The 25,153-nt window shown below is 70.2% G+C and carries 24 protein-coding genes and 1 riboswitch; of the genes, 6 read left to right on the top strand and 18 right to left on the bottom strand.

Going from position 1 to position 25,153, the window contains the following annotated elements:
• Positions 1 to 3 precede the first annotated feature (3 nt).
• Positions 4 to 1,125, bottom strand: coding sequence for an amidohydrolase family protein (locus ABD289_RS23325; protein ID WP_344137055.1), 1,122 nt, complete (start codon positions 1,123 to 1,125; stop codon positions 4 to 6).
• A 307-nt stretch (positions 1,126 to 1,432) separates the two neighbouring features.
• Here ABD289_RS23325 and ABD289_RS23320 point away from each other — a divergent pair, with 307 nt between their 5' ends.
• Positions 1,433 to 1,711 (top strand): DUF3040 domain-containing protein, encoded by a 279-nt coding sequence (locus tag ABD289_RS23320; RefSeq protein WP_344137052.1) that lies wholly within the window; start codon positions 1,433 to 1,435, stop codon positions 1,709 to 1,711.
• Between the two features lie 16 nt (positions 1,712 to 1,727).
• Here the strand turns inward: ABD289_RS23320 and ABD289_RS23315 are convergent, their stop codons facing one another.
• From ABD289_RS23315 to ABD289_RS23305, 3 genes are all read right to left on the bottom strand, one after another.
• Complete coding sequence (locus tag ABD289_RS23315; protein ID WP_344137048.1) at positions 1,728 to 1,925, bottom strand: DUF2795 domain-containing protein; 198 nt, start codon at positions 1,923 to 1,925, stop codon at positions 1,728 to 1,730.
• 112 nt (positions 1,926 to 2,037) lie between these two features.
• Positions 2,038 to 2,544: an ATP-binding protein gene (locus ABD289_RS23310; protein ID WP_344137045.1), complete on the bottom strand. Its 507-nt coding sequence runs from the start codon at positions 2,542 to 2,544 to the stop codon at positions 2,038 to 2,040.
• Positions 2,545 to 3,031: 487 nt separating this feature from the next.
• Positions 3,032 to 4,273 (bottom strand): aminotransferase family protein, encoded by a 1,242-nt coding sequence (locus tag ABD289_RS23305; protein ID WP_344137042.1) that lies wholly within the window; start codon positions 4,271 to 4,273, stop codon positions 3,032 to 3,034.
• A 336-nt stretch (positions 4,274 to 4,609) separates the two neighbouring features.
• Between ABD289_RS23305 and ssuE the strand changes: the two genes are divergently transcribed.
• Entirely contained in the window at positions 4,610 to 5,170 is a 561-nt protein-coding gene (gene ssuE / locus ABD289_RS23300; RefSeq protein ID WP_344137039.1) for an NADPH-dependent FMN reductase, read from the top strand.
• Positions 5,171 to 5,341: 171 nt separating this feature from the next.
• Here the strand turns inward: ssuE and ABD289_RS23295 are convergent, their stop codons facing one another.
• From ABD289_RS23295 to larA, 8 genes are all read right to left on the bottom strand, one after another.
• On the bottom strand, positions 5,342 to 6,781 hold the full coding sequence (locus ABD289_RS23295; protein ID WP_344137036.1) for an MFS transporter: 1,440 nt from the start codon (positions 6,779 to 6,781) through the stop codon (positions 5,342 to 5,344).
• Between the two features lie 208 nt (positions 6,782 to 6,989).
• A complete protein-coding gene (locus ABD289_RS23290; protein ID WP_344137033.1) occupies positions 6,990 to 8,402 on the bottom strand; it encodes an amidase in 1,413 nt (470 codons plus the stop codon).
• A 16-nt stretch (positions 8,403 to 8,418) separates the two neighbouring features.
• The gene (locus ABD289_RS23285) at positions 8,419 to 9,219 is read right to left on the bottom strand and encodes an exodeoxyribonuclease III (RefSeq protein ID WP_344137030.1); all 801 of its coding nucleotides are present in this window, start codon (positions 9,217 to 9,219) and stop codon (positions 8,419 to 8,421) included.
• 34 nt (positions 9,220 to 9,253) lie between these two features.
• Positions 9,254 to 9,475, bottom strand: a complete 222-nt coding sequence (locus ABD289_RS23280; protein ID WP_344137027.1) for a hypothetical protein — start codon at positions 9,473 to 9,475, stop codon at positions 9,254 to 9,256.
• Between the two features lie 139 nt (positions 9,476 to 9,614).
• Complete coding sequence (gene larC, locus ABD289_RS23275; RefSeq protein WP_344137024.1) at positions 9,615 to 10,745, bottom strand: nickel pincer cofactor biosynthesis protein LarC; 1,131 nt, start codon at positions 10,743 to 10,745, stop codon at positions 9,615 to 9,617.
• Positions 10,742 to 11,404, bottom strand: a complete 663-nt coding sequence (gene larB, locus ABD289_RS23270) for a nickel pincer cofactor biosynthesis protein LarB (protein ID WP_344137021.1) — start codon at positions 11,402 to 11,404, stop codon at positions 10,742 to 10,744. The genes larC and larB overlap by 4 nt, the downstream gene beginning before the upstream one ends.
• Entirely contained in the window at positions 11,404 to 12,219 is an 816-nt protein-coding gene (gene larE, locus ABD289_RS23265) for an ATP-dependent sacrificial sulfur transferase LarE (protein ID WP_344137017.1), read from the bottom strand. Before larE ends, larB begins: the two co-directional genes overlap by 1 nt.
• Before the next feature lie 16 nt (positions 12,220 to 12,235).
• Positions 12,236 to 13,501, bottom strand: coding sequence for a nickel-dependent lactate racemase (gene larA / locus ABD289_RS23260; RefSeq protein WP_344137014.1), 1,266 nt, complete (start codon positions 13,499 to 13,501; stop codon positions 12,236 to 12,238).
• 241 nt (positions 13,502 to 13,742) lie between these two features.
• A riboswitch (TPP riboswitch) is annotated at positions 13,743 to 13,856 on the top strand.
• On the opposite strand from larA, the gene ABD289_RS23255 reads away from it, so the two are divergent.
• Positions 13,847 to 15,163, top strand: coding sequence for a purine-cytosine permease family protein (locus ABD289_RS23255; RefSeq protein ID WP_344137010.1), 1,317 nt, complete (start codon positions 13,847 to 13,849; stop codon positions 15,161 to 15,163). It overlaps the preceding riboswitch by 10 nt.
• Before the next feature lie 52 nt (positions 15,164 to 15,215).
• Here the strand turns inward: ABD289_RS23255 and ABD289_RS23250 are convergent, their stop codons facing one another.
• From ABD289_RS23250 to ABD289_RS23240, 3 genes are all read right to left on the bottom strand, one after another.
• Positions 15,216 to 16,262: a family 2 encapsulin nanocompartment cargo protein polyprenyl transferase gene (locus tag ABD289_RS23250; RefSeq protein WP_344137007.1), complete on the bottom strand. Its 1,047-nt coding sequence runs from the start codon at positions 16,260 to 16,262 to the stop codon at positions 15,216 to 15,218.
• Positions 16,263 to 16,278: 16 nt separating this feature from the next.
• Positions 16,279 to 17,664: a family 2B encapsulin nanocompartment shell protein gene (locus ABD289_RS23245; RefSeq protein WP_344137004.1), complete on the bottom strand. Its 1,386-nt coding sequence runs from the start codon at positions 17,662 to 17,664 to the stop codon at positions 16,279 to 16,281.
• A 327-nt stretch (positions 17,665 to 17,991) separates the two neighbouring features.
• Complete coding sequence (locus ABD289_RS23240; protein WP_344137001.1) at positions 17,992 to 19,404, bottom strand: family 2B encapsulin nanocompartment shell protein; 1,413 nt, start codon at positions 19,402 to 19,404, stop codon at positions 17,992 to 17,994.
• A 565-nt stretch (positions 19,405 to 19,969) separates the two neighbouring features.
• Here ABD289_RS23240 and ABD289_RS23235 point away from each other — a divergent pair.
• From ABD289_RS23235 to ABD289_RS25415, 3 genes are read left to right on the top strand one after another with little or no spacing between them, the layout of a single operon-like run.
• Positions 19,970 to 20,278, top strand: coding sequence for a helix-turn-helix domain-containing protein (locus tag ABD289_RS23235; protein WP_344136998.1), 309 nt, complete (start codon positions 19,970 to 19,972; stop codon positions 20,276 to 20,278).
• Positions 20,275 to 21,048, top strand: coding sequence for a bestrophin-like domain (locus ABD289_RS23230; RefSeq protein WP_344136995.1), 774 nt, complete (start codon positions 20,275 to 20,277; stop codon positions 21,046 to 21,048). The genes ABD289_RS23235 and ABD289_RS23230 overlap by 4 nt, the downstream gene beginning before the upstream one ends.
• Positions 21,018 to 22,220: a DUF6923 family protein gene (locus tag ABD289_RS25415; protein WP_425564766.1), complete on the top strand. Its 1,203-nt coding sequence runs from the start codon at positions 21,018 to 21,020 to the stop codon at positions 22,218 to 22,220. The genes ABD289_RS23230 and ABD289_RS25415 overlap by 31 nt, the downstream gene beginning before the upstream one ends.
• A gap of 3 nt (positions 22,221 to 22,223) precedes the next feature.
• On the opposite strand, the gene ABD289_RS23225 is transcribed toward ABD289_RS25415, so the two are convergent.
• From ABD289_RS23225 to ABD289_RS23215, 3 genes are all read right to left on the bottom strand, one after another.
• A complete protein-coding gene (locus tag ABD289_RS23225; protein ID WP_344136992.1) occupies positions 22,224 to 22,685 on the bottom strand; it encodes a PPOX class F420-dependent oxidoreductase in 462 nt (153 codons plus the stop codon).
• Between the two features lie 503 nt (positions 22,686 to 23,188).
• Positions 23,189 to 24,397, bottom strand: a complete 1,209-nt coding sequence (locus tag ABD289_RS23220) for an acetyl-CoA C-acetyltransferase (RefSeq protein WP_344136989.1) — start codon at positions 24,395 to 24,397, stop codon at positions 23,189 to 23,191.
• Positions 24,398 to 24,607: 210 nt separating this feature from the next.
• Positions 24,608 to 25,087, bottom strand: coding sequence for a MarR family winged helix-turn-helix transcriptional regulator (locus ABD289_RS23215; RefSeq protein WP_344136986.1), 480 nt, complete (start codon positions 25,085 to 25,087; stop codon positions 24,608 to 24,610).
• Between the last annotated feature and the right edge of the window lie 66 nt (positions 25,088 to 25,153).

Below are 25,153 nucleotides of genomic sequence, written 5' to 3'. Positions count from 1 at the left end.
GGGTCAACAGCCGTAGAGACGCCGCGCGTTGTCCCGGCCGATCATGCTCGCTACTCGAAGCGCGTCCTCGGCCGAGCAGACGCCGTCCTCGACCCACGGAGCCAGCGTCCGGCGCATGGCGCGCCGCCACAGCACCGCTCCGAGGTGGTGCAGCTCCGCGGGGCCGTAGGCGTCGGTGGAGAACAGCACCTTCGCGAACGGTGCCAGCTCCAGCGATTCGGCGACCACGGAGTCCGAACGCAGCCCGGTGTGGTTGATCGCCAGCCCGACGTCGAAGAACACGTGCGGGTACACCTGCGCGAGATGTCCCGCGTTGCGGTGGAACGGATAGCAGTGCAGCAGCACGAGTTCGGTGCCGGTGGGCTCGACGAGCTCGATGAACTCGGTCAGCAGCAGCGGATCGCACCGGTGCAGCCGCAGGTCCGGGTCGCCGTGTCCGGTGTGCAGCTGCAGCGGAAGGCCGCGATCCACGCCCGCCCACAGCAGGAATCGCAGCAGCACCGGATCGACGACCCGGCCGCCACCGGCGCGCAGCCAGCGCTCGGCGGCGGCGACGACCTCGCTGTCGGAGGGGCGGTTCGGCTCGAAATCGAACCCGGAGCGGTAGGCGACGACGCTCTTGAGCCCGGCCGCGCTCGCCGTGCGCTCGGCCAACACCTCCGGGAACCGGGCGGGCAGCTCGGCGGCGGAGAAGCCCTCCCGGGCGAGCTGCTCGAGCACCGCTTCCAGGCGCACCACTTCCCAGGCGCGAGCACCGGAGGCCGCGGCCATCTCGGCGGGGGAGAGGACGCCGGGTCCTGCGATGCCGGTGTCGACGAGCCACGTCGCGATCCCGCTCGCCCGCAGCAGGCGCCCGGTCACTTCGGCGGCGGTCAACTCGGACCGCCTGCGGAGGTACTCCTCGGGCGCGACGTGCGCGGGCAGGTCCAGCACCGGGGCGCACCAGCGGCGAACGGCCAGCCCCAGCTGCGAGTCGAATTGCGTCATCCACCCCGGCACGGGCCGGTCCGATTCGGTCAGCGCGCTCTCCATCTCGGGCCGCGCGAGGTCGGTGGTCAGCGCGCCGTGCACGTGGTGGTCGAGCAGCGGAAGGTCGTCGAGCGGGGTGAGGTCCGCAGCGGTCAAATCGGGCACCTCCGGTCGAGCAGTATGCCGGAACGAACCGCGGCGCGGCGGGAACGCGACACCTCGACACGGAGCGTGTTCGCGCGTCGGCTGCGAACCCCACGCACCTGGTCGGGCAGCACGACGGGCCGGCGCAACGCGACAACGCGTAACCGGAAAGGCCCGCTGCGGGCCGGTAAAATCACCCACTTGCCGCGTAGGTCGTGGCGCCGTCCCGTGCGAGTCTGGACGAGCCCCGCCGGGTGCTTAAGGCCGCCGGGGGCGGGTACCTCGATGGGGTCAACGGTGACGTCACTAGGAGCTCGTCATGTTGAGCAGGCACGAGTGGGACCGGCTCGCCGAGATCGAAGCGGCGCTGGCGTCCGCCGATCCGGAGTTCGTGGAGCGGTTCGACCGCTTCGACGGCAGCAGCACCTGGGAAGGCGTGCGCAAGCTCATGCTGTTCGCGCTGCTGTCGATCGTCGCGCTGACCGCGGTCGTGTTCTTGGTCAGCGGCTTCGTGTGGATCTCGGCCGGACTCGCCGCGCTCACCGCGGTGGGCACGGCCATCGTGGTCTACGACCTGCGTCGCAGAGCCCGGGATTGACCCGGCGACCGATCGATCACGGCGCCGGGTGCGGAATGGCCTGCAGCACGGTGTCCGCCTCGACGTAGACATCCGCGGGCAGGTGCTCCAGCCGCGCGAGGTGCTCCGCCCCGGCATCCTGCTCGCGGCATTGCTGCAGGATCTCGTCCTTGGTGGCCGGAAAACGCACGTGGCTGAGCAGCCGCAGCAGCTCGGCCCGATCCACCATGACCATCTCGACTCCCCAACGCGCTCGTGTTCGTTGTGCACGTAAGGAGCTACCCCGGAACGAGCCGGAGCACACCTCTCCGGCAGCAGGAGTGGCCGGGCTCAGCCGCCGCGGGAGGTCAGAGCTGGTCGGTGTTGCTGAGGCCGGACAGCAGGCGCTTGATGACCTCGGGATCGACTTCGGCGGTCTCGTCCGGCGTGGCCTGCTGACGCTTGTTGGTGCGCGAACGGCGCGGCAGCGGAACCGAGTCGGCCTTGACGCCACCGGGCAGCGGCAGCTCGCACCACACCAGGGTGCCGCCGTCCTGCAGGTTGGTGGAACCGCACCGGCCGTCCGCGAAACCCGGGGCGAGCTGGGGCGGGACCGTGCCCGTCTCGTCCTCGACCTCGGCGACCAGGCTCTCGCCGCTGAGGCGCAACCGGATGGTCAGGAAACCGGGGTTGGTCTGGTCGGCGCTGTCCACCGCCGCGGTAACCAGGGCCGATGCCAGCTGGTTGGCGTCGTCGGTCAGCTCGCGCAGGTTCCACTCGGCGAGAGTGAAGCGCACGAACATCTCGGTGCAGTTCACCGCGCTGGGAAGTGCGATCAGCCGAAGGTCGTCGACTTGTGCGGTCTGCGTGTTCACCTGGCTGTGTTCCTCCGTCCGCCCCCGCTGCACTATTCACCCGGAAGCCTTATTTTGCCAACTCTACTGGGTGGCTCGAATGCAGGGGCTCCGATTTTGCGTCCAGCGATTCGCGTTCACTGGTGGCCCGGGTGGAGCTGGCCTCGCGTGCGCACCTCGAGCCCGCCGGGCCGGAGGTGGCCTGGTCGGTCATCTGGTTCGCTGCATGTCGGCATCCCCCGCGGTCTGGACCGGACGAATCTAGGCGCGCACCGGGGGCAACGGCGTCAGAACAGCCTCGCTCAGCTGCGGCAACGCGGTCGCCAGCGGATCGGTGGACTAGTGGCAACGTACGTGACGAAACCTGGTACGGACCAGCCCGGAACGTATCGGTTCCACAACGGCGGAGCTGCGGGCTGAAACGCGGCGACGCGGCGGACGATGTTCGGATGAACGGGGCGGCGCGGATCGGGGTGGACGAGTCCGCGCGTCCACCCCGATCCACGTGTCACAGTTCGTCCAGGCCTTCCCGGAACGCCTTGCCGATCAGCCCGATCTCCTCCTCGGTGACGATCAGCGGAGGCGACACGGCGAGCGCCTTGCCCAGCGGGCGCACGATCACGCCGAGCTCGCGGATCTTCTTCTGCAGCCGGGGCAACGCGCCGTCGGCGAGCATCTCCGGGGTGAGCTCGACCGCGCCCAGCAGACCGACCCCGCCGCGCACCTCGGCCACCGCCGGATGGTCGGCGACCGCGGTCAGCGCCTCGTGCAGCGGCTTCTCCAGGGCATCGGCGCGAGACGGGAGCTGCTCGCGCTCGAGGATGTCCAGGTTGGCCATCGCGGCAGCGGCCACCGTGGGGTGACCGGAGTAGGTCGCGCCGTGCCGGAACGGGTGGCCGGGTTCCTCCCAGAACGGCTCGGCGACCTTGCCCGAGACGACGACCCCGCCCAGCGGCAGATAACCACTGGTCACGCCCTTCGCGAAAGCGATCATGTCGGGCTGCAGGCCCCAGCGCTCGACGCCGAGCCAGCCGCCGACGCGGCCGAACCCGCAGATCACCGAGTCGGCCACGAACAGGATGTCGTGCTCGGCGCAGATCTTGGCAACGGCTTCCAGGTATCCCGGTTCCGGCGGGTACAGCCCGCCCGCGCCCATCACGGGTTCGGCGAAGAACGCCGCGATGTTGTCCGCGCCGATGCTCTCGATGGCGCTGCGCAGGCTCTCGGCGTCGTCGTGCGCCACCCGAGCGGTCTCCGGGACGAGCGTGCCGAACCCGGACCGGTTGGCTTCGATGCCGCCGATTCCGGTGCCCATGCCGTTGGTGCCGTGGTAGGCGTTGCCGCGGCTGAGGATGTTCGTGCGCTGCGGTTTGCCGCGTTGCGACCAGTACTGCCGGGCGAGCTTGGCCGCGGTGTCGATGGCCTCACCGCCGCCGGTGGTGAAGAAGACCTTCGCGTCCTCGATCGGAGCCCACTCGGACAACCGGGTGGCCAGCGCCTCGGCGGGCGGGTTCGTGAAGTCGTTGAAGACGAAGTAGGACTCCAGCTCGCGCATCTGCGCCGCGGCGGCCTCGACGATCTCGGCGCGGCCGTGCCCGACGTTGGCGTACCACAGGCTCGCGGTGCCATCGAGATAGCCGCGTCCGGCGTCGTCGTAGATCCAGGACCCCTCGGCCTTGGTGACGCAGAACTGGCTGTTCTTGACCTCGTGCATGTCCGCGAACGGGTGCCACAGGGCGGTGCTCGACATACGTTCCTCCTTCTGTGCTCGGACCCAGCGTCGTCGGTGCCGCCGCGATTGGCCAGTGCCAGATCGATGAAATTCGGAGAGCTAACTGGACAGATCGACGGGCGCATCCGGCAAGTGGGATGCGCCGCTCGTTCATTGACAGCGCGAGCCGGCCGTGAAGAGGATTGATCGGTTCTGCCGACGGCCCGGAGGTATCTCGAGGAACACCGAAACGCTCAGATCAAAGGCCCTCTCGAGGAGCGATGCGATTCTCGTCGCGGTCGCGCCGGAATTCTCGGGGAGGACTGGTGCGGACCGATTCCGACTGATCGGTCCACTCGGAATCAGGGAGCAGAAGTGTCCAGCGTTCTGGTAATTTCCGGTAGCCCGGCGAATCCCTCTCGCACGGAGAAACTCGGCGAGCACGTGTCCGGCGAGCTCACCGCGTCCGGTCACGAGGTCGAGCACCTGCGCGTGCGCGCCCTGCCCGCGGATTCGCTGCTCGGCGCCGACTTCGACGATCCGGCCATCCGCGCCGCGGTCGCGCAGGTCGAGACCGCTGACGGCGTGGTGCTCGCCACCCCGACCTACAAGGCCGCCTACTCCGGACTGCTCAAGGCGTTCCTGGACCTGCTTCCGCAATTCGGGTTCGCGGGCAAGGCGGTGCTGCCGCTGGCCACCGGCGGCAGCGTCGCGCACGTGCTGAGCATCGACTACGCGCTGCGCCCGGTGGCGCACTCGCTGGGCGCCCGGCACGTGGTGCAGAGCTTCTTCCTGCTGGACGAGCACCTCGCGGTCGTCGGCGAGGATCTCGAGGTCCACCCGGACAGCACCAAGCCGCTGGCCGACGTCATCGAGCAGTTCGACAAGGCGCTGGACGGAGTTCCGCACGACACCGCGCTGGGGCGCACGGCCTGAGGAGACGTTTCAGGCCGGGTTTGCGCGGCGGCGCGGGTGGTGGAAGCTGACGCGCCAGAACCCGCGGCGGCGCGAGTTGAGTCCCACACCGCGTGCGGCTCCGCCGCGCACTGCGAGGACCCTGAGCCCACCGCTTGCCGCAGCGGTACCTGAGATGTCCGTGCGCTGGGCCTAGCGGATAGCGGCGGTGGCGGGCTGCGGTGTGACGGGGGCCGGCTCGCTGGATGCCGGTGTGGCCGCCGCGAGCAGGCCCGCCACCAGCGCGCAGCCGCCCGCCACGACGAAGACCCACGAGTAGGCGTCGATGGACGGATACGTGGCGCCCGCGACCCGCACCAGCGAGCCGGTGGTCAGCGCCACCACGATCGCGCTGCAGCTGGACGTCCCGATGGATCGCGCGAGGCTGTTGAGCGCGTTCGCGGCGGCGGTCTCCGTGGTCGGCACCGCGCGCATGATCGCGGTAGGCAGCGCACCGTAGGCCAGCGCGCCACCGATCGAGGCGATGGTCAGGTTCGCCACGACCAGCGGCATCGGGCCGTGCACCACCGCGCTCGCGAGGTTGCCGACGGTCATGATGGCCGCGCCCACCATCAAGGTGGTCCGGGGGCCGAAGCGGCGGGTGATGGCGGCCGATACCGGGGAGAACAGGCCCATCGCGGCGCCGATCGGCAGCAGCACCAGTCCGCTGGCGATCAGCGACAGGCCGAAGCCGTAGCCGGTTCCGGGCGGAGCTTGCAGGAGCTGGGCACCGACCAGGAACCCGGTGAACATCGAGACGCCGACCAGCACCGAGGCGATGTTGGTCAGCAGCACCTGCGGCCGAGCGGAGACCCGCAAGTCGACCAGGGGAGCCGGGGAACGCAGCTCGTAGCGGCCCCAGGCCGGCAGCAGGATGATCGCGGCGCCCAGCAGGCCCAGGACCAGCGCGCTGGTCCAGCCCCACTCGTTGCCCTTGGAGATGGCCAGCAGCACGCAGGTCAGCGCGATCGACAGCCCGACCGCGCCGACGAAGTCGAACCGGCCGCCGGTGCGCTGGGTGGATTCCGGCACCACCCGCAGGATCAGCACGATCTCGACCAGCGCGAACAACATCGCACCCGCGAACAACCAGTGCCAGTTGAGCAGCTGGGCCACCGCGCCGGTCAGCGGCAGGCCCACCGCACCACCGATGCCCAGCGTCGCGCTCATCAAGGCGACCCCGGTGGGCACCTGCTGCTCCGGGAGCTCATCGCGCATGATGCTGATGCCCAGCGGGACCACCCCGACGGCGGCGCCCTGCAGCACCCTGCCGACGAGCACCGCGGTGAAGTCATCGCTGACGATCCCGATCGAACTGCCCACGGCCATCACGGCCAGCGACAGCAACAGCATCTTTCGCTTGCCGTACATGTCGCCGAGGCGTCCGGTGACCGGCGAGCACACCGCGCCCGCGACCAGGGGAGCGGTGACCAGCCATCCCGCGTTCGAGGCCGTGGTGTTCAGCAGTCGGGGAAACTCGGGCAGCAGCGGCACCACCAGGGTCTGCATCAGCGATACGGCGATACCGCAGGAGGCGAGGATCAGAATGACGATCTTCGAGTTCCTCGGTGCTGCGGACCCGGGGGAGGGCATTCTGCTCCTTGCTCGACCGTGAACTTACCTTCGCTAAGTAAGTAAACGGGTGCGCGCGGCGGGAAACAAGGCCTTTCTCGGATGACCCGGTGCTACCCGCGAAAACGGCTCGTCGAGCGGAGTGGTCGGGTGCCAGCGGGTGCAGCGGGGCCGGGCGTGCGGCACCCGGAGTCCTGCGCCGCGCCAGGTCGGACGGGCGCTGTCGCGGTCACAGCTCCGGCAGGCGCGCGGCGTGCCCGGTGGCCTGCTCGAAGGCGTGCGCGATCCGCAGCAGCCGGTGTTCGTCCCGGTGGGCGGTGACGAGCTGCAGGCCCACCGGCAGGCCGTCGGAGGTGAAGCCGGCGGGCACGCTGATCGCCGGGTTGCCCGTGGCCGAGATCCAGTACGCCGAGCGCATCCAGTCGAGGTAGGTCTCCATCGGCCGACCGGCGATCTCGGCCGGGTACTCGAGGTCGATGTCGAACGGGGGGACCTGGCTGACCGGCAGCGCCAGCACGTCGTAGCGGTCGAAGAACTCGCGGACGCGGTGGAACAGCTCGGTGTGCAGGCGTTCCGCGCGGCCCACGTCGGCCCCGGCCAGGCGGCGGCCCGCGTCGATGTTCTCGCGCAGGCTGGGCTTGATCCGGTCGGGATGGGCGTCGCGGAGCTCGCCAAGGGAGAGCTCGAACTGCCACGCGCGCAGCGTGCGGAAGACCTCGTCCGCGCCGGTGAGGTCGGGCTGGGCGAGCTCGACGTGCGCGCCCAGGCCGGTGAGCACCTCAGCGGCCGGTTCGAGCACGTCGCGCACCGCCGGATCGACGGCGAGCAGGCCGCCCAGGTCCGGCGACCACGCCACGCGCAGTTCGCGCAGCTCGGCGTCCAAGGGCCCGAGGAACGTCGAGCCCGGTTCGGAAAGCGCGATCGGGGTGCGCGGGTCCGGCCCGGCGAGCACCGACAGCATCAGGGCGACGTCGGACACCGTGCGAGCCATCGGGCCCTGGACCGACAGCGTCGACCAGCCCGCGGGCGCTGGCCACGTCGGGACTCGGCCGGGCGCCGGGCGCAGCCCCACGACGTTGCAGAACGACGCGGGGTTCCGCAGCGACCCGCCCATGTCGCTGCCGTCGGCCAGCGGTTGCATCCGGCACGCCAGCGACGCCGCCGCGCCGCCGCTGCTGCCGCCCGCCGAGCGATCCGTCGCGTACGGGTTGGCGGTGGTGCCGAACACCGGGTTGAACGTGTGCGAACCGGCCGCGAACTCGGGGACGTTGGTCTTGCCGATGGTGATCGCTCCGGCGTTCTTGAGCCGTTCCACGATCAGCTCGTCGCGCTGCGGGACGTGCTCGGCGAACACCGGGGAGCCGAAAGTGGTGCGCATACCGGCGGTCTCGTGGGTGTCCTTGTGCGCCATCGGGAGCCCGTGCAGCGGACCGGTGGCGTCGTTGCGCGCGAACCGCTCATCGGCTTCCCGCGCGGCCTCCATCGCCCGTTCGGGCGCCAGCGAGACCAGCGCGTTGACCTTCGGGTTGAGCTGCTCGACGCGCTGCAGGTGCGCGCTCATCACCTCGCGGGCGGAGAGCTCGCCGGAGCGGATCAGACCGGCGAGCTCGGTGGCCGTGCGGTGGCAGATGTCGGCGGACATCCGCCGAACATAACCGTCAGTCCAGGGCGAGATCCACCACGACCGGTGCGTGATCGGAGGTGCCCTTGCCCTTGCGCGCGTTGCGATCGACGTAGCAGTCGGTGACCGCGCCGGTGAAGCCCGCGTTGCTGTACACCAGGTCGATGCGCATGCCCTGGTTGTTCGGGAATCGCAGCGCCCGGTAATCCCAGTAGGTGAACGGCACGTCGTACTTCAGGGCGCGCGGGTAGACCTCGCCGAGCCCGGTGTCGGTCAGCGCGGTGAGCGTCTTGCGCTCCTCGTCGGTGACGTGGGTGTGCCCCTCGAACGCGGCGATGTCCCAGACGTCCTCGTCGTTCGGCGCGATGTTGAAATCCCCCAGCACCGCCCACGGGCGGGCGGCGCCGAGCTCCTCGGCCGCAGTGGCGCGCAGCGCGTCGAGCCAGCGCAGCTTGTACTGGTAGTGCGGGTGGCCGACCTCGCGGCCGTTGGGCGCGTAGACCGACCAGATGCGGACTCCACCGCAGGTCGCGGCGATCGCGCGCGGCTCCGGGGTCTCGAACATCGCGCCGTCGGCCTGGAATCCCGGCTGATCGAGCAGGTCCTGCCGGACCTCATCGAGCCCGACGCGGGAGAGGATCGCCACGCCGTTCCAGCGCCCGTTCCCGTGCGCTGCGGCCTCGTAGCCCAGCTCACCGACCTCGTCGTACGGGAAGGCGTCCTCCGCGCACTTGAGCTCCTGCAGGCACAGCACGTCCGGTTCGGCCGTGCCCAGCCAGTCCAGCAGTTTGGGCAGCCGGGCTCCGACCGAGTTGACGTTCCAGGTGGCGATCCGCATGGCGCGAGCTTCGCACACGGCACCGACGACCAGGTCAGGGGCTCAGACGCTCGCCTGCGTACTGGTAGCGCCACACGCCGTCGGGGCGTTGGTCGCGGAGGTTGTAGTGGGCGCACGGGGTGCAGGGGGCCTCACCGTCGCGCGGGGACGGGAAGGTGAACTCCCCCATCGGTAAATCGGCGTTCTGCGCCGGGACGATGAACGAGCGGCCGTCTTCCGGGCCGCCGATGAACTCGGCGTACACGTGTTGCTGCATCGAATGGACCTCCACGATTGGGCGTTCGCCGCAATGTCTTCTGCCCATAGGAACAAATTCATTCGCGTTTGGTTCCCGCCGTCACCCGATCGTTTTAGTCCGATCCGGCGAGCGCCGGTATGACCAGGTGGCCCAGCGTTCAGTCGGCGGAACGGATGGCTCGCTCGGCGACCTCGCGCAGCGGAAGTCCGAGCGCGCGGGCCGCGGCCGCGACGTCGTCGTGCTCGGGTTTGCTCCGGTGCGGGCCGTGCTTGAGCCGGATCGGATACCCGCCGACCTCCACCGTGCTGGTCCGTCGCGGCAGCGCGGTCCTGGCGACCTCGTAGGTGCGGAGGCCGAGACTTCCGCTCTCGGCCAGGACAAGCTCGGTCAGCCGGGGCCGATCGACCGGGTGGCACAGCACGTGCAGCACGTGCCCCGGGCGCGACTTCTTCATCGTCGCCGCGCTGATCCACGCATCGGCGGCACCCGCTTCCAGCAGCCGATCGAGCGCGTAGCCGAGGGTTTCGGCGCTGATGTCGTCCACAGTGCACTCGAGCACGAGCATCGGCTCGCTCGGCGCGGTGGGCTCGCCGAGCGAGGCCGACAGCACGTTGGGGCGCTGTTCGAAGCGCTTGTTCCCCGCGCCGTAGGCGGTGGCCCCGAGCGTCATCGCCGGGGGAGGGTCGTAGCGGGTGCCCAGCGCCCGCAGCAGCGCGGCGCCGGTCGGCGTGACGGTCTCGCCGGGCAGGTCCGCCCCGATGACCGCCGCGCCTTCGAGCAGCCGCAGCGCGGCCGGGGCCGGGGCGGGCAGCACGCCGTGGGCGCAGCGGACGGTTCCGCTGCCCAGCGCGATCGGTGCCGAGCGCACCTCGGTGATGCCCAGCTCGTGCGCGGCGGCGGCTACGCCCACGGTGTCGACGACGGTGTCCAGGCCGCCGATCTCGTGGAGGTGGACGTGCTCGGGATCCCGGTCGTGCAGCTCGCCCTCGACCGCGGCGATGGCCCGGATCGCCTCGATGGCCGGTCGTGCGACCGGTTCCGGGGCGCGTCCCGCTCGCTCCAGGAGTTCGCCCGCGTGCCGCTCGGTGGCGTCGTCGTCGACCTCGACGACGGCCTTGGTCGCGGCGATCCCGTCGACCTGCACGCGCTCGGCCGAGAGCGACCAGCCGGTCAGCCCGGTGCTCTCGATCGCCGCGCGCACCCGGTCCAGCGGGGCGCCGAGCCCGAGCAGCGCGCCCAGCAGCATGTCGCCGGAAACCCCGGTCGCCGGGTTGATCCAGAGGATCACCGGTGCGCCACCGCGGCCAGCCGGTGCGCGGCCATCGCGGCCGAGAAACCGGAGTCGATGTTGACCACGGTCAGGCCCGCCGCGCAGGAGGTGAGCATCGCCAGCAGGGCGGTAACGCCCTCCATCGCGGCGCCGTAGCCGGTCGAGGTCGGAACCGCGATCACCGGGCAGGCCACCAGCCCGCCCACGGCGCTGGCCAGCGCGCCTTCCATTCCCGCGACCACGATCACCGCATCGGCCTGCGCCAGGTCGTCCTGCGCGGCCATCAGCCGGTGGATGCCGGCCACGCCGACGTCGCGCACCACGGTCGTGCTCAGGCCGATCGCCGAGGCGACGGCTTCGCTCTCGGCGGCGACCGGCCAGTCCGAGGTGCCCGCGGTGGCCACGCACACCCGGAACGATCCCGGCGCGGCCGGACGCCACACCAGCAACCGCGCCGTCTCGTCGTAGGTGCCGCCGGGAACCCGCACCTGCGCGGCCACGTCCGGCTCGACTCTGGTGACCAGCACGGGCCCGGTGCTGCGGCCGAGCAGTTCGGTGACGATGCCGGTGATCTCCGCGGGCTGCTTGCCGGGGCCGTAGACGACCTCGGGGAGTCCCTGCCGGGATTCCCGGTCGGTGTCGACCCGCGCGTAGCCGAGATCGGTGAATCCGCTCATCACGCCGTCCTCGAGGGCAGGAGTTCCAGCAGCACGTTCATCCGCCCGCTCTGGAAGCCCGCGAGATCCAGCGCGCAGAACTCGAAACCGGCCTCGCGAACGGCGTCGTCGAGCTCGGCGTGCCGGGACGCGGCGTGATCGATGTGATCAGCGGGCACCTCCAGGCGCGCGACCGTGCCTTGAGCGTGCGCGCGCACCCGGCAGACGGTGAAACCCAGTGCGTGCACGGCGGATTCGGCGCGCTCGACGCGGGCGAGCACCTCCGGGGTCACCGGATCGCCGTAAGCCACCCGAGAAGCCAGGCACGCCGCCGCGGGTTTGTCCGCAGTGGACAGACCCAGCTGCGCGCTGGCCGCGCGGACCTCGTCCTTGCTCAGCCCCGCGTCGACCATCGGGGCCAGCACCCCGCGCTGCGCGGCGGCGCGCTGCCCCGGTCGGTGATCACCGAGGTCGTCGAGGTTGGTGCCCAGCGCGATGCCCGCGCCCAGCGCGGCGGCCAGCGGTTCCAGCGCGTCGAAGAGCGCTGACTTGCAGTGGAAGCAGCGGTTGCCGTCGTTGGCCGCGTACTCGGGCCGCTCGGCCTCGTCGGTGCAGACCTCGACGTGCGGCATCCCGCGCTCGCGCGCGAACTCCTTGGCCTGCGCGCGCTCCTCGCTCGCCAGGCTGGGTGAGACCGCGGTGACCGCGAGCATCCGGGCGCCGAGCACCTCGTGCGCCACGCCTGCCAGCAGTGCCGAGTCCACGCCTCCGGAGAACGCGATCACCAGGGCTTCCTCCTCGGCGATGCGCGCGCGCAGCCGGTCCAATCCGGTCACGGCTCACTCCTCTCCACTACAGGTGCGGGATGGTCTGCGGTCCTTCGGGCAGCACGCACACCCGCGCGTTCGGGCCTTCGGCAAGTACGGCCTCCGCGACGTCGGGGCAGTGCGCCAGGTGCGCGCTGCGCAGCTGCTCCGGGTCGAGGTGCTCGCTGTGCACCGCGACCCGGGCCTTGCTCTGGATCTTGGCCTGGATCTGGACCTGCCACTGGTCCGGCACGGTGTTGGCGCGGGCCTCGATGTCGGCGAGCAGCCCTCGCGGGGACTCCGCCGAGGCCAGCACCTCGCGGAACGAACCGTGATCGGGGAACCCGTCCCGGCACTCGGCCGCGCAGATGATCAACCCGCCGGGTTTGACCACCTTCGCCGCCGCGGACATGCCCTTGACCGCCTGGTAGAGGTTCTGGTCCAGCGGGTAGCCGGAGTTGGTGGTGACCACGACGTCGAAGGGTTCCGGGACTCGCTGCATCGCCAGCCGCTGCGCGGCCGCGCACGCCGAGCGGTGCATCGCCAGCAGGTCCCCGCCGAAGGCCTCGATGATCTCGTGATCGCGGTTGAGGATGACGTCGAAGGCGAAATCGACTCCGGTGGCCGAGGCGATCGCGCGCACGTCGTCGTGCACCGGGTTTCCCTCGATGACACCCCAGGTCGCGTCGGGATGCGCGATGCGCGCCGCGTCGTGCAGCGTGAGCACGGTCCCCAGTCCGGCGAGTCCGGGCGCGACCAGCTTCGGGCCACCGCTGAACCCCGCGAAGAAGTGCGGCTCGACGAAGCCGGTGGTGATGCGGACGTCGGCCTCGACCCATTCGCGGTTGAGCCACACCGGAACTCCGTCGCCGAACTCGCCGCGCCAGACCAGCGATGAGTCGTCGCGGGCGTCGTGGTTGACCACCCGAACGCGATCGACGATCTCGTCGCCGAGCATCGCGCGCAGCTCGGCATCGGTGTTGGCGCGGTGCGTCCCCGTGGCCACCAGCAGGACGACGTCCTCGAGCCGGATCAGGCCGTCCAGCTCGGCGAGCAGCGCCGGGATCATCAGGTGCCGCGGTTGCGGACGGGTGCTGTCGCACAGCGAGACCGCGACGCGCTGACCGGGCCGGACGCGATCGCGCAGCGGAGGACCTGCCACCGGCTCGCGCAGCGCGCGCAGCAGCAGCTCGAACTCGTCGGGCGCGCCGGGGCGGAACCGCGGCGCGACGACCGTGGTCCGCTCGCGCGGCAACTCCACCGGCAGGCCTCGCTCGCCGTAGGCGAGCCGGACGCTCAACTGGTCAGCCACGAGCGGCCACCCGGTCGCGGAACAGGCGCATCGCAATCCCTCTTCATCGAAGTGCTCCAACCGGACTCTAACCGCGCGGACCGGTCGTTCCCATCCCTCGCGAAGAGAGATTTCCGGTGGTCACCAGGGGGCCCGGCGCCCTGTTCGGAGTGATAGTGCCTGCCCGGCCCGCTGTCCCGGGGCCGGCGGTCGGCCAAGCGGGCTTGAACCGCGCCTCACCCGTTCGGGTAGGGTCAGCGCGACTGATCGACGCGGGAGCTCGGGCGTACCGGGCTGAGAGGGTGGCAGATCGCGCGCCACCGACCGCCGAACCTGTCCGGATAATGCCGGCGTAGGGAGCTGTTGATGGCGGTTGACGCCGAACGTTCCGAAGTACCGCACACCCTGAACGAACCGGCGCCCAAAACGCTTGGCGTGCTGGACCAGAGCGCGTTCTGGGGCAACCTGGGCGTGAGCCTGCTGGGCTTCTCCGGTGCGCTGGCCGTGCTGGCGCCTGCGGGCGTGCCCCAGCTGTCCATGGCCGCGGCGATCACCGCGACCGTGGTCGGCACGGTGCTGGGCAGCATCATGGTCGGCATCGCGGCCATCCCCGGCGCCCGGACCGGCGCTCCGTCGATGATGCTGCTGCGCGGGTTGTTCGGCACCCGGCTGTCCTACGTGCCGACCGCGCTCAACATCCTGCAGCTGGTCGGCTGGGGGATGTTCGAACTGCTGGTCATCGCCCAGGGCGCGGAGGCGTTGTTCGGTGGTGGCCCACACTGGCTCTACGTCCTGATCGGCGGCGTCGTCACCACCGCCCTGACCCTGCGTCCGCTGGGCGCGCTGCGCATCCTGCGGCGCTACGTGAGCATCGCGGTGCTGATCGCGATGGCCTACTTCTTCGCGCAGCTGCTGCGACACCCGCTGCCCGCCATGCACGAGGGCTCCTGGGAGGGCTTCTGGCCCGGCGCGGACGCCGCGCTGGCGGTGGCGGTGTCCTGGCTGCCCGTGGCCTCGGACTACTCGAGGCACGCGCGCTCGGCCAAGGGAGCCTTCGCCGCGGCGACCGTGGGTTACTCGATCACCCAGATCGCCTGCTACCTGCTGGGTCTGCTCGGGCTGGCGTTGGTGGCCTGGAACGGCGATCAGGCCTTCGACCCGCTGCTGGCGGTGCCGCTCGGCGTGGTCTTCTTCGCGGTGCTGGTGCTGCGCGAGGTCGACCAGTCCTTCGCCGACACGTACTCGACCGCGGTGTCCATCCAGAACCTGCGGCCCAGCACCGATCGCCGAGTGCTGAGCCTGATCGTCGGTGCGGTCAGCACCATCGGCGCGCTGACCATCGACATCGAGCAGTTCTCCAACTTCCTGCTGCTGATCGGCTCGGTGTTCGTGCCGATGTTCGGCGTGCTGGCCGTCGACTACTTCGGCAACTCCCGCAGGCGGGAGTGGGACGTCTCGGCCGAGGCCCCGTCCCGCCGGGGCATGCTCTTCGCGTGGTTCCTCGGCTTCGCCGCGTTCCAGTTCATCAACCCGGGAGAACTCGGCTTCTGGAGCACCTTCTGGACCGATCTCCGCGCGTCCCTGGGTTTCGCGGTGCCGACCTGGATGAGCGCGGCGCTGACGTCCTTCGTGGTCGCGGCCGTCGTCGCGGGCGTCATCGGACTGCTGTCCCGGCGCCGATGAATCCGCGCGCTCGCGCCGAACCGGCAACCCGGCTCGGCGCGAGCGCGCCTGATCAGCGATCTCTGCGGGTGATCAGCTTGGACAGGGCGCGCAGCTCCTCGGCCGCCTCGGGCTCCGGTTGGCACGAGCGCAGGTCGTTGAGCGCCGCCGCGTGCAGGCTGTCGGCCTGGTGGCGGCTGAAGGCCTGCCCGCCCGCCTCGGTGATGAGGTCCGCGGCCCTGGCCAGTTCGGCGTCGTTGAGCGAACGATCTCGCTGGTACAGGGTGGCGAGGTGATGGCCCGCCGAGGTCGCCGAGCTGAGCGCGGAGACCACCGGCAGGGTCTTCTTCCGGACCCGGAGGTCGTTGAAGACCGGCTTGCCGGTGGTGGCCGGATCGCCCCAGATCCCCAGCAGATCGTCCACGTGCTGGAAGGCGAGCCCGAGGTGCTCCCCGAAACCGCGCAGCCGGGTGACCTGCTCGGGCGATCCCCCGCCGTAGAGCGCGCCGAGAGCGCAGGCGGTGCCCAGCAGGGCGCCGGTCTTGTTGCGGGCCATCCGCTGGCACTCCTCGGGGCCGACATCGCCGCGCTCCTCGAAGTCGATGTCCTCGGTCTGCCCATCGATCAGGCTCAACACCGCGCTGTTGAGCGTGCGGATCGCGGTGTCCGACTCCCGGTGCTGGGACGCCGCCAGCACGTCGGCCGACAGGATCAGCAGCGCGTCGCCTGCCAGGATCGCCGTGGAACTGCCGAAGACCGTCCACGCCGTCGGCCGGTGCCTGCGGGTGACGTCGCCGTCCATCACGTCGTCGTGCAGCAGCGAGAAGTTGTGCACCAGCTCCACCGCCACCGCCGCGGGCGCCGCCGTGGCCGGATCGCCTCCGACGGCGCTGGCGCTGAGCAGCACCAGCGCCGGCCGCATGGCCTTGCCCCGGTCGCCGCGCACCGGATTGCCCTGCTCGTCGAGCCACCCCAGGTGGTAGCCGGCCACCTGCTGCATGCGCTCGGGAAGGCGGTCCACAGCTGCCCGCAGCGCGGGCTCGACCAGAGCGCGGCAGCGGGACAGGGCCGCGAAGGCGACCTCGGCCGGGTCGGTGTCCTGTTGCTGGATCGTGGTCATCGGCTTTGCCTTTCGTTCAGCGGGCGATTTCGACCCGTTCGAGAACGCCGAGCGCGTCGGGAACCAGCACCGCGGCGGAGAAGTAGGTGCTCACCAGGTACGAGATCACGGCCTGGTCGCTGATCCCGGAGAACCGCACGGACAGTCCTGGCTGGTACTCCTCGGAGATGCCGGTCTGCTGCAGGCCGACCACCCCGTGATCGTCCTCGCCGGTGCGCATGCACAGGATCGAACTGGTCCCGGACTTGGTGACCGGGATCTTGTCGCAAGGCAGGATCGGTACCCCGCGCCACGACTGCACCGGATGCCCCTGCACCGCGGTGATCTGCGGGTAGATCCCGCGCTTGGTGCACTCGCGGCCGAACGCGGCGATGGTGCGCGGATGCGCCAGGAAGAAGCGCGACTTGCGCCGCCGGGACAGCAGCTCGTCCATGTCGTCGGGAGTGGGCGGGCCGGTCCGGGTGTGCAGCCGCTGCCGCAGGTCGGTGTTGTGCAGCAGCCCGAACTCGGGATTGTTGAGCATCTCGTGCTCCTGGCGCTCCCGGAGCGCCTCGATGGTCAGCCGCAGCTGCTGCTCGGTCTGGTTCATCGGCTGGTTGTAGAGGTCGGCGACGCGGCTGTGCACCCGCAGCACGGTCTGGGCGACGCTGAGCTCGTACTCGCGGGGTTCCAGCTCGTAGTCGACGTAGGTGCCGGGCAGGGGGAACTCCCCGCTGTGCCCGGAGGCGAGGTCGATCGCGGCCTCGCCCTGCTTGTTCTGCGGCGGCGCCTGCTCGCTCCTGCTCAGATGCTCGCGCAGGCCGTCGAACTGGTCCAGAACCGGCTGCAACGCGTGACGTTCCAGCACGAGCACGATGCACGGGGTGATCGCCTTGTAGGTGCTGGCCCAGGTGGATTCGCGCCCGGTGAGCACGCCTGCGCCGAAGAAGGCGCCATCGCCGAGCACGTCCAGCTGGGTGTTGTCGCCGTACTCGCCGGTGCCCAGCTGGGAGACCTTGCCGTGCGCGATGAGCAGCACCTCGGCCTCCGGGCTGCCCGCCGGAGCGATCACCTGGCCGGGCTCGTAGCGACGTTGCACGAATCGCTCGGCCAGGGTCGTCAGCGCCGAGTCGTCGTCGAAGCCGCGCAGCGGTGGCAGCTCGCGCAGCTCCTGCGGTATGACCCGCACGTTCTCGCCGGTGTTGGTGAAGGTGATCCGGCCGTCCCCGGGTTGGTAGGTCAGGCGGCGGTTGACCCGGTAGGTGCCCGATTCGAGATCCACCCAGGGCAGCATCCGGAGCAGCCAGCGGGAGCTGGTTCCCTGCATCTGCGGCTGGGTCTTGGTCGTGGTCGACAGCTTGCGCGCCGCCGCGGTGGTCAGGCTCTGCGGGGCCGGTCCTTCGGTGGACTCCGTCGTGGTCACGATCGCTTACTCCTCGATGCGCGAAAATCGTTGCGATGGCGGCGGGAGGGACCGGAGCGGATGGATCGACCACCCGCTCCGGCGGTTTCGGCCGCACACGGGGCGGCCTTAGGGGTCCTTGCCGAATGCGGTGGGGCCGCTGTCTCAGGTGGGGGACTCAGCCTGCGCCGCCGCGGGTTCTCGGACGTCGCCGGGCGAGGGCGGCCGCAGCGCCGCGCAGGCCGCTGCTCCCACAACCCGGCGGCGTCCGAGGTTCCGCTCCCGGCACCGCCACGCGAACCCCGGATCGAAATGTCCTCTTGCGGTCCCCGCGATGGACTGCGGGCGTCAGTCCTCCCGGCCCACCTCGACGTGCTCGAGAACGCCGAGCGCGTCCGGCACCAGCACGGCCGCCGAGTAGTACGCGCTGACCAGGTAGGAGATGACGGCCTGCTCGTTGATCCCCATGAATCGCACGGACAGGCCCGGTTGGTACTCGTCGGGCAACCCGGTCTGGTGCAGGCCGACCACGCCCTGGTTCTCCTCGCCGAGGCGCATCAGCATCACCGAGCTGGTCCGCTTCTCGGAGACGCCGATCTTGTTGCAGGGCAGGATCGGCACGCCCCGCCACGCGGGAACGTGGTGCCCGCCGAGGTCCACGCTCTGCGGGTAGAGCCCGCGCTTGCTGCACTCGCGGCCGAACGCGGCGATGGTGCGCGGATGCGCCAGGAAGGCTCCCGGCTCCTTCCACACCAGTGCCAGCAGCTCGTCCATGTCGTCGGGAGTGGGCGGGCCGGAGCGGGTGTGCACCCGCTGCCGCAGGTCGGCGTTGTGCAGCAGCCCGAACTCGCGGTTGTTGACCAGCTCGTTCTCCTGGCGCTCGCGCAGTGCCTCGATGGTCAGCCGCAGCTGCTGCTCGGTCTGGTTCATCGGCTGGTTGTAGAGGTCGGCGACGCGGCTGTGCACCCGCAGCACGGTCTGGGCGACGCTGAGCTCGTACTCGCGGGGCGAGAGCTCGTAGTCGACGTACGTTCCGGCCAGCGCGGGCTCGCCCGAGTGCCCGGAGGCGATGTCGACATCGGCCTCGCCGTAGGGATTGTGCGGCTGGCGCGGGCCCGCCAGCGCCTGCTGCACGTGCTCGCGCAGCGCCTCGGAATTGCCGTTGAGTTCCTGGAAGGACTGGTGCCGCAGCGAAAGCACGGTGCACGGGGTGACGGCCTTGTAGGTGGCGTCCCACTCGTCGCGCCTGCCCGCGAGGACCTGCGCACCGAAGTACTCGCCGTCGGCCAGCACCCCGAGCACGGTCTGATCGCCGTACTCGCCGGTACCGATCTTGTTCACCTTGCCGTGCGCGATGAGCACCACCTCGTCGGCGGGCTGCCCGGCGATGGCGATCGTCTGGCCCGGTTCGAAGGAGCGTTGCACGAAGCGGTCCGCCAGTTCGCGCAGCGCCGATTCGTCGTCGAAACCGCGCAGCAGCGGCAGCTCCTGGAGCTCCTGCGGGATCACCCGGATGTCGGAACCGGTGTTGGTGAAGGTGATTCGGCCGTCGCCGAGGGTGTAGCTCAGTCGGCGGTTGACCCGGTAAACACCGCCGTTGGCCTGCACCCAAGGCAGCAGCTTGAGCAGCCAGCGGGAGGTGATGCCCTGCATCTGCGGCGGGGTCTTGGTCGTGGTGGCCAGGTTCCGCGCGGCGGCGGTACCCAGGCTCAGCTGCGGGGCGTCCGATTCGTCGGTGTTGCGGGGGTCGATCGCAGTCACGCGGAAATACCACCAATCATCATGGGGCGTGAAATGGCGGAAGTAGTTGCTCTGGGAATGGCTCGATGAAACGCGGACAATTCGGCGGTGAATTGCGCGCAGGTTCGACGGGACAGCGTTGATCTTCGCTTCGATGGGGACATTAGCAGCGGTTAAACAAGCCGTATAGTCACCCGAAAGTGAGCCAACTGTATCCATCGAGAGCACAGCTTCGCCGCGCATCGCCCCGATCCACGGATGTCGCAGCGCCTTCACGCCGCGTGGCCGAAAGCGCGCTCATTTTCCTGCACTTGGAGCAGTGATTCGCGGGTGCGCCTTCTGCTAGTAGACCGTTCGGAGCACGTGAGCTGCGGACTGCTCCGCTCGAGGGACGGCGCCGGAAGCGAATTCCACGAATCGGGTTATCCATTCTTATTGGGTTCCTGGAGTATTGTTGTGATCGTCGTTCAGCCGGGTGTTCCCCGGGTTCCCTCAAGCAATGTGAAGTCTCGTCGGGCGTCTGGAAAATTTGCTCGGCGGGTCGCGGCGAACGGGAAAGCAATCGTCCTCGGGAGGCGAATTCAGCGTGAAGTGGAACCTGCGGCTGGTCGCGGCGCAACGCGGCATCTGGAAGGCCACCGACCTGCAGCGGCTGCTCGCCGAGCACGGGTTGGTGATCTCGGCAGGGAAGATGTCCGGGCTCTGGTCGAAGACCCCCGCGAGCCTCAAGCTCGAAGACCTCGACGTCATCTGCCAAGTCCTCGATTGCGAGGTCGGTGAACTGCTGATCTCCGAGACGTCCCGCGTTCCCGAACAGCGCCGTCCGGACCGCGGTGTGGCCGGCGGCCCGGTCGAGCCTCCGGCCGGGCAGTACCTAGCCGGAGAAATGTCGTGAGCATCTTCCTGCAGGGCGCGCTGTGGGTGCTGGGCGCCTCGGCCGGCGCGGCCGTCATCGGGTACCTGGTGCGCCGCTTAGGCCAAGACGAGGGCAGACCGAACAACAACGACGCTGCGGGCCAGGTGTTCACCATCGTCAGCGGACTGCAGGCGGTGGTCCTGGCCTTCGTGCTGGTCACCTTGTTCGACACCGTGACGGACGCGCGCGAGAGCGCCTTCCGGGAGTCCCAGGCGCTGGTCTCGGTGTCCTGGGCGGTGGATTCGTTCTCCCCGTCGGGTGCGGAGCAGGTGCGCGCCCGCAGCGCCGACTACCTGCACACCGTGATCGAGGACGAATGGCCCGTGATGCGGCGGAGCGAGGAGGTCACCGGCCCCGGCTGGCAGCAGCTCGACGCGGTGCGCCGCGCGGTGCGGGCGGCGCCGCTCGACGGGGACAGCGAGTTCGAACAGACCCAGAAGAGCCAAGCGATGCAACGGCTCGGCGAGGTCTACGAGGAACGCCACCAACGGCTCACCAGGGCTTTCGACCGCGGGGTCGTGGCCGTCGTGTGGTTCGTGCTGATCGTCGGGAGTCTGGTGTGCGTGCTGCTGCCGAACCTCTTCGGCGGTACCCGGCTGCTCCCGCACGTCATGCTGGTGTCCACTCTGGCCGGTGCGCTGGCGCTGCTGCTGTTCGCGATCTACCAGCTGCAGAACCCGTTCAGCGGCGGCTCGGCGATTGACCCGGAGGCCTTCACATGGGCGCTCGAGCGGCTCGGACGGCACTGACCGGCCTGGTCGCCGGGATCGTTCTCGCCCTGTGCTCGGGCACGGCGGTACCAGCGACGACCGGCTGCGAGGCGCTGCGGGTGCGCAACAACGGATCGGTTTCGATGCTGCACCGCGTCGACCTGTCCTCCGGGGCGAGCTCGCAGGTCGGTCGGATGCCCGCGTACCTGAACGCGCTCGGCTACGCCCGCGGGCGAGGGGTCGCGTACGGTCTGGCCGCCGGTTTCGCCGACGGTGCGCACGTGCTGATCGTTCGGCCGGACGGGCGGACGAGCGATCGCGGTGTCGTCGCATCGCGTCTCGGAAACCCGTTCGAGCTTCCGGAGAGCGGTGCGATCGCTGGAAACCGCTGGTACGTGGTCGAAGACGACGTGCTGTACACAGTGGATCTCGACGGGCTCCGGCTGGTGTCGGCGGTGGTGCTGGAGCCGCACGACTTCGGCGACATCGGTGTGGACCCGGTCGACGGGCGCCTCTACAGCGTGAGCGACTCGGGCGAGCTGGTGCGCATCGACCGGTCCACCGGCCGGATCGAACCGGTGCGGGGGCTTCCGGGGCTGCCGGCGGATCACTACGGGTCGCTGGTGGTCGGGCCTGCGCGCGAGATCTACGTGGCGGGCCACCGCGGCGGGATCTACCGCGTCGAACGCGACGGTTCGGTGATCCGGCTGGGCGAGGGGGCGTCGACCACCGCTTCGGACATGGCCGGATGCCTGACCTCGCCGCCGGAGCCGCCGACATCGACTCCGGTTCCGCCGGAGNCGACTCCGGTTCCGCCGGAGCCGCCGACGCCGACTCCGGTTCCGCCGGAGCCGCCGACGCCGACTCCGACACCGCCGACGCCGACCGAGCCGACGCCGACCGAGCCGACGCCGACCGAGGCGCCGAGGCCGCCTCGGCCGACACCGGCACCGACGGGCACGTCCTCGCCGAGCGCGCCACCGACTCCGACCACGACGGCGACGCGAACTCCCAGTCCCCCGACGGCGTCCTCGCCGGAGGAGGAGCAGGGCAGGCTGGAGCCGACACCTTCCGCTTCAGCGGAGCCCTCGTCCGAGCGCGACGCCGAAGCGGAAGGTGTCGGTCACTCGACCGAGGAGAAGCGCCGCTGGGCGGTGGCCATGCTGGTGATGATCATCGGCGGCAGCATCGCGGTGCGCCGCGTGCGGTGATGATCAGCTCTCGGCGAGTCGAGGCGGGAAGCCGCCGGTGGCGATCGGACCCCAGCTGTCGATGGTGATCCGGATCAGGGACTTGTCCTGCTTGACCATGGCCTGCCGGTACTCGTCCCAGTCCGGGTGTTCGCCGGAGATGCAGCGGAAGTACTCCACGAGCCCGTCCAGGGCATCGGGCATGTCCAGGACCGTTGCGGTTCCGTCGACCTGGACCCACGGCCCGTTCCACTCGTCGGAGACCACGCAGATCGACGACTGCGGATTGCGCCGCAGGTTTCGGGTCTTCGCCCGTTCCGGGTAGGTCGAGATCACGATCCTGCCCTCGGGGTCGATGCCGCACGTCAGCGGGGACATCTGCGGTTGGCCGTTGGAGCGGGTGGTGACCAGAACGCCCTTGTGCCGCGGGCGCAGGAACTCCAGCAGTGCCTCGCGGTCGACCCGGTCAGCGGTGGCGATCGCCATTGAGTTGCTCCTCGAACGAAGATGATCTGGCTGGGTACAGCCTAATCCCGGCCAACGTCGGTCGCCGGGTGCTCATTCCCGCTCGGAAGTCCTCTGAGGAGTGAGGAGCTGTTTCAGTTCGCCGTGTGCCTGGCGGTGCGGGCGGCGGCATCTGACGCGCCGCGTGGCTGCGGGAGCCGCTCCTTGAGCAGCGGCCGCGGCGTCGCGGCTGTTCTCGCCGCACGACGCGGCAGCACCCGCGGCGGTGCTGGTTGAGTCCCGCGCCGCATGCGAGGTACCTAACGGTACGCGGTCAAAACCCGCCCTCGATCAACACGCACGGTGAAAGCGGAACAGTCACAACGCCTTTGGGTGGTACCCGGTCAATCGGTGATGAACCGACCGATACCGTGTACGGCGTTCGGGCAGGCGCGGCCCGGGCGCGGTAGTTCCGCCGGATTCGGACCCCGGCGGACTCCGTTCTCCTTCGCAGCCGCGCCCGCCCGCGGGCGCCCGGCTCGGGATCAGACCCGTTCGAAGATCGCGGCGAGTCCCTGGCCACCGCCGATGCACATGGTCTCCAGACCGTAGCGGGCCTCGCGGCGCTGCATCTCGCGGGCCAGCGTCGCCAGGATCCGGCCACCGGTGGCCCCGAGCGGGTGGCCCAGCGAGATGCCGGAGCCGTTGACGTTGACCCGGTCGAAGTCGCTGGGCTTGAGGTCCCACTCGCGGGTGCAGGCCAGCACCTGCGCGGCGAAGGCCTCGTTGAGCTCGATGAGGTCCACGTCGCCGAGCTCGATCTCGGCGCGCTGCAGCGCCTTGGCCGTCGCGGGGACCGGGCCGATGCCCATGGTGCGCGGCGGAACGCCCGCCCGGGCCCACGAGACGAGCTTGACGAGCGGGCGCAGTCCCAGCTCGGCGGCGCGTTCCGGAGTGGTGACCACGCAGATCGCGGCCGCGTCGTTCTGGCCGCTGGCATTGCCCGCGGTGACCGTGGCCTCGGGGTCGTCTCGGCCCAGCACCGGCTTGAGCCCGGAGAGCTGTTCCAGGGTGGTGTCCGGGCGCGGGTGCTCGTCGACGTCGACGACCGAGTCGCCCTTCCTGGAGCGCACCGTGACCGGCAGGATCTCCTCGTCGAACCGGCCCGCCCGCTGCGCCTCGGCTGCGCGCTGCTGGGAGCGCAGGGCCAGCTCGTCCTGCTCGGCGCGCGGGATCCCGTACTCGCGTCGCAGGTTCTCGGCCGTCTCCAGCATTCCGCCCGGCACCGGGTAGTTCTGCCCGCCCGCCGTGGTGCGGCCCCGGGCGAGCGAGTCGTGCAGCTGGAGCCCCGAGCCGCGAATGCCCCAGCGCGCCTCGGTGCTGTAGAGCGGGGCGCTGCTCATGCTCTCCACGCCGCCTGCCAGGACGACGTCGCTGATCCCGGTCTGCACCTGCATCGCGGCGTCGACCACGGCTTGCAGTCCGGAGCCGCAGCGGCGGTCGACCTGGCTGCCGCCGACCTCGACCGGTAGTCCGGCGTCGAGGGCGGCGACGCGACCGATGGCCGGTGCGTCGGAGTTGGGGTAGCAGTTGCCGAGGACGACCTCGTCGATGGCCGTTCCGGGCAGTCCGGTGCGTTCGACCAGTCCTCGGATGGCCGTGGCAGCCAGCTCGGCCGCGGGCACGGTCTTGAACACCCCGCCGAACCGGCCGATGGGGGTCCGCAACGGCTCGCAGATCACTGCTTCCCGCATTACTCGCTCCTTCGCGTCGCCTGTACTCCGTTCGTAGCACAGTTCGCGATCGGCGGGTAAGCGCTGATCATCCACTGGGCGGGACGTCACGGTCGGCACCGGCCTGTTCGGGGGTTGCTCCTGGACGCCGCGGAAACCGCGCGGGGGTCGGCCGGCGTCCGAGGTTCCGCCACCCGCGGTGCTGCGCGAACCCCGAGCCGAACCGTCTCCTCAGTCGTTCTCCGATCCGTTGTGGGTGCGGAGAGTGCGCATCGCCTGCGCGAGGTTGGCCGAGTTCTGCTGGCCGAGCGGGGCGAGCACGCGCTCGCGGAGCAGGTCGGCGCAGACCGCCCGGGCGCGGGTCGCCACGTCGAGACCGTGGTCGGTCAGCACCGCGTAGGTGACCCTGCGGTCGGTCTCGGAAGGCTCGCGGTGGATCAGCCCGGCCTTGGTCAGCCGGTCGGCGACCTTGGTGAAGCCACCGCTGCTGAGCGCGGCCTCCTTGGCGAGCATCGTCATCTGCATCCGGTTCTCGGGGGAGCGGACGAGTCGGATCAGGATGTCGAACGAGGGCATCGACAGGCCGAACTGCCGCTCGATCTCGGCGGCTAGTCGTTCCGAGGTGACGTGGTAGCCCTCGATGACCAGGCCCCACCAGGTGACCAGCTGGTCATCGTCGACCTGCGGTTCCGGGGTGATCGTCTTGTTCAACGCAGCGCTCCTTCAAAAGCGGTGTATCCGGTAAGCATCCTACGCGACAGAAGTTTCTTGAGAAGG

This window comes from Saccharopolyspora halophila (assembly GCF_039531955.1).
GTDB classification, from domain to species: domain Bacteria; phylum Actinomycetota; class Actinomycetes; order Mycobacteriales; family Pseudonocardiaceae; genus Saccharopolyspora; species Saccharopolyspora halophila.
The sequence above is the reverse complement of the archived record's forward strand: the minus strand, read 5'-3'. Positions and strand labels throughout refer to the sequence as shown.

What these genes read in the sequence shown, in the direction of transcription:
- ABD289_RS23320 (WP_344137052.1), top strand. Translation starts at nt 1,433, where the DNA reads ATGTTGAGCAGGCACGAGTGGGACCGGCTCGCCGAGATCGAAGCGGCG.
- ABD289_RS23315 (WP_344137048.1), bottom strand. Translation starts at nt 1,925, where the DNA reads ATGGTCATGGTGGATCGGGCCGAGCTGCTGCGGCTGCTCAGCCACGTG.
- ABD289_RS23305 (WP_344137042.1), bottom strand. Translation starts at nt 4,273, where the DNA reads ATGTCGAGCACCGCCCTGTGGCACCCGTTCGCGGACATGCACGAGGTC.
- ABD289_RS23295 (WP_344137036.1), bottom strand. Translation starts at nt 6,781, where the DNA reads ATGCCCTCCCCCGGGTCCGCAGCACCGAGGAACTCGAAGATCGTCATT.
- ABD289_RS23290 (WP_344137033.1), bottom strand. Translation starts at nt 8,402, where the DNA reads ATGTCCGCCGACATCTGCCACCGCACGGCCACCGAGCTCGCCGGTCTG.
- ABD289_RS23285 (WP_344137030.1), bottom strand. Translation starts at nt 9,219, where the DNA reads ATGCGGATCGCCACCTGGAACGTCAACTCGGTCGGAGCCCGGCTGCCC.
- ABD289_RS23280 (WP_344137027.1), bottom strand. Translation starts at nt 9,475, where the DNA reads ATGCAGCAACACGTGTACGCCGAGTTCATCGGCGGCCCGGAAGACGGC.
- larB (WP_344137021.1), bottom strand. Translation starts at nt 11,404, where the DNA reads ATGAGCGGATTCACCGATCTCGGCTACGCGCGGGTCGACACCGACCGG.
- ABD289_RS23255 (WP_344137010.1), top strand. Translation starts at nt 13,847, where the DNA reads ATGGCGGTTGACGCCGAACGTTCCGAAGTACCGCACACCCTGAACGAA.
- ABD289_RS23250 (WP_344137007.1), bottom strand. Translation starts at nt 16,262, where the DNA reads ATGACCACGATCCAGCAACAGGACACCGACCCGGCCGAGGTCGCCTTC.
- ABD289_RS23225 (WP_344136992.1), bottom strand. Translation starts at nt 22,685, where the DNA reads ATGGCGATCGCCACCGCTGACCGGGTCGACCGCGAGGCACTGCTGGAG.
- ABD289_RS23220 (WP_344136989.1), bottom strand. Translation starts at nt 24,397, where the DNA reads ATGCGGGAAGCAGTGATCTGCGAGCCGTTGCGGACCCCCATCGGCCGG.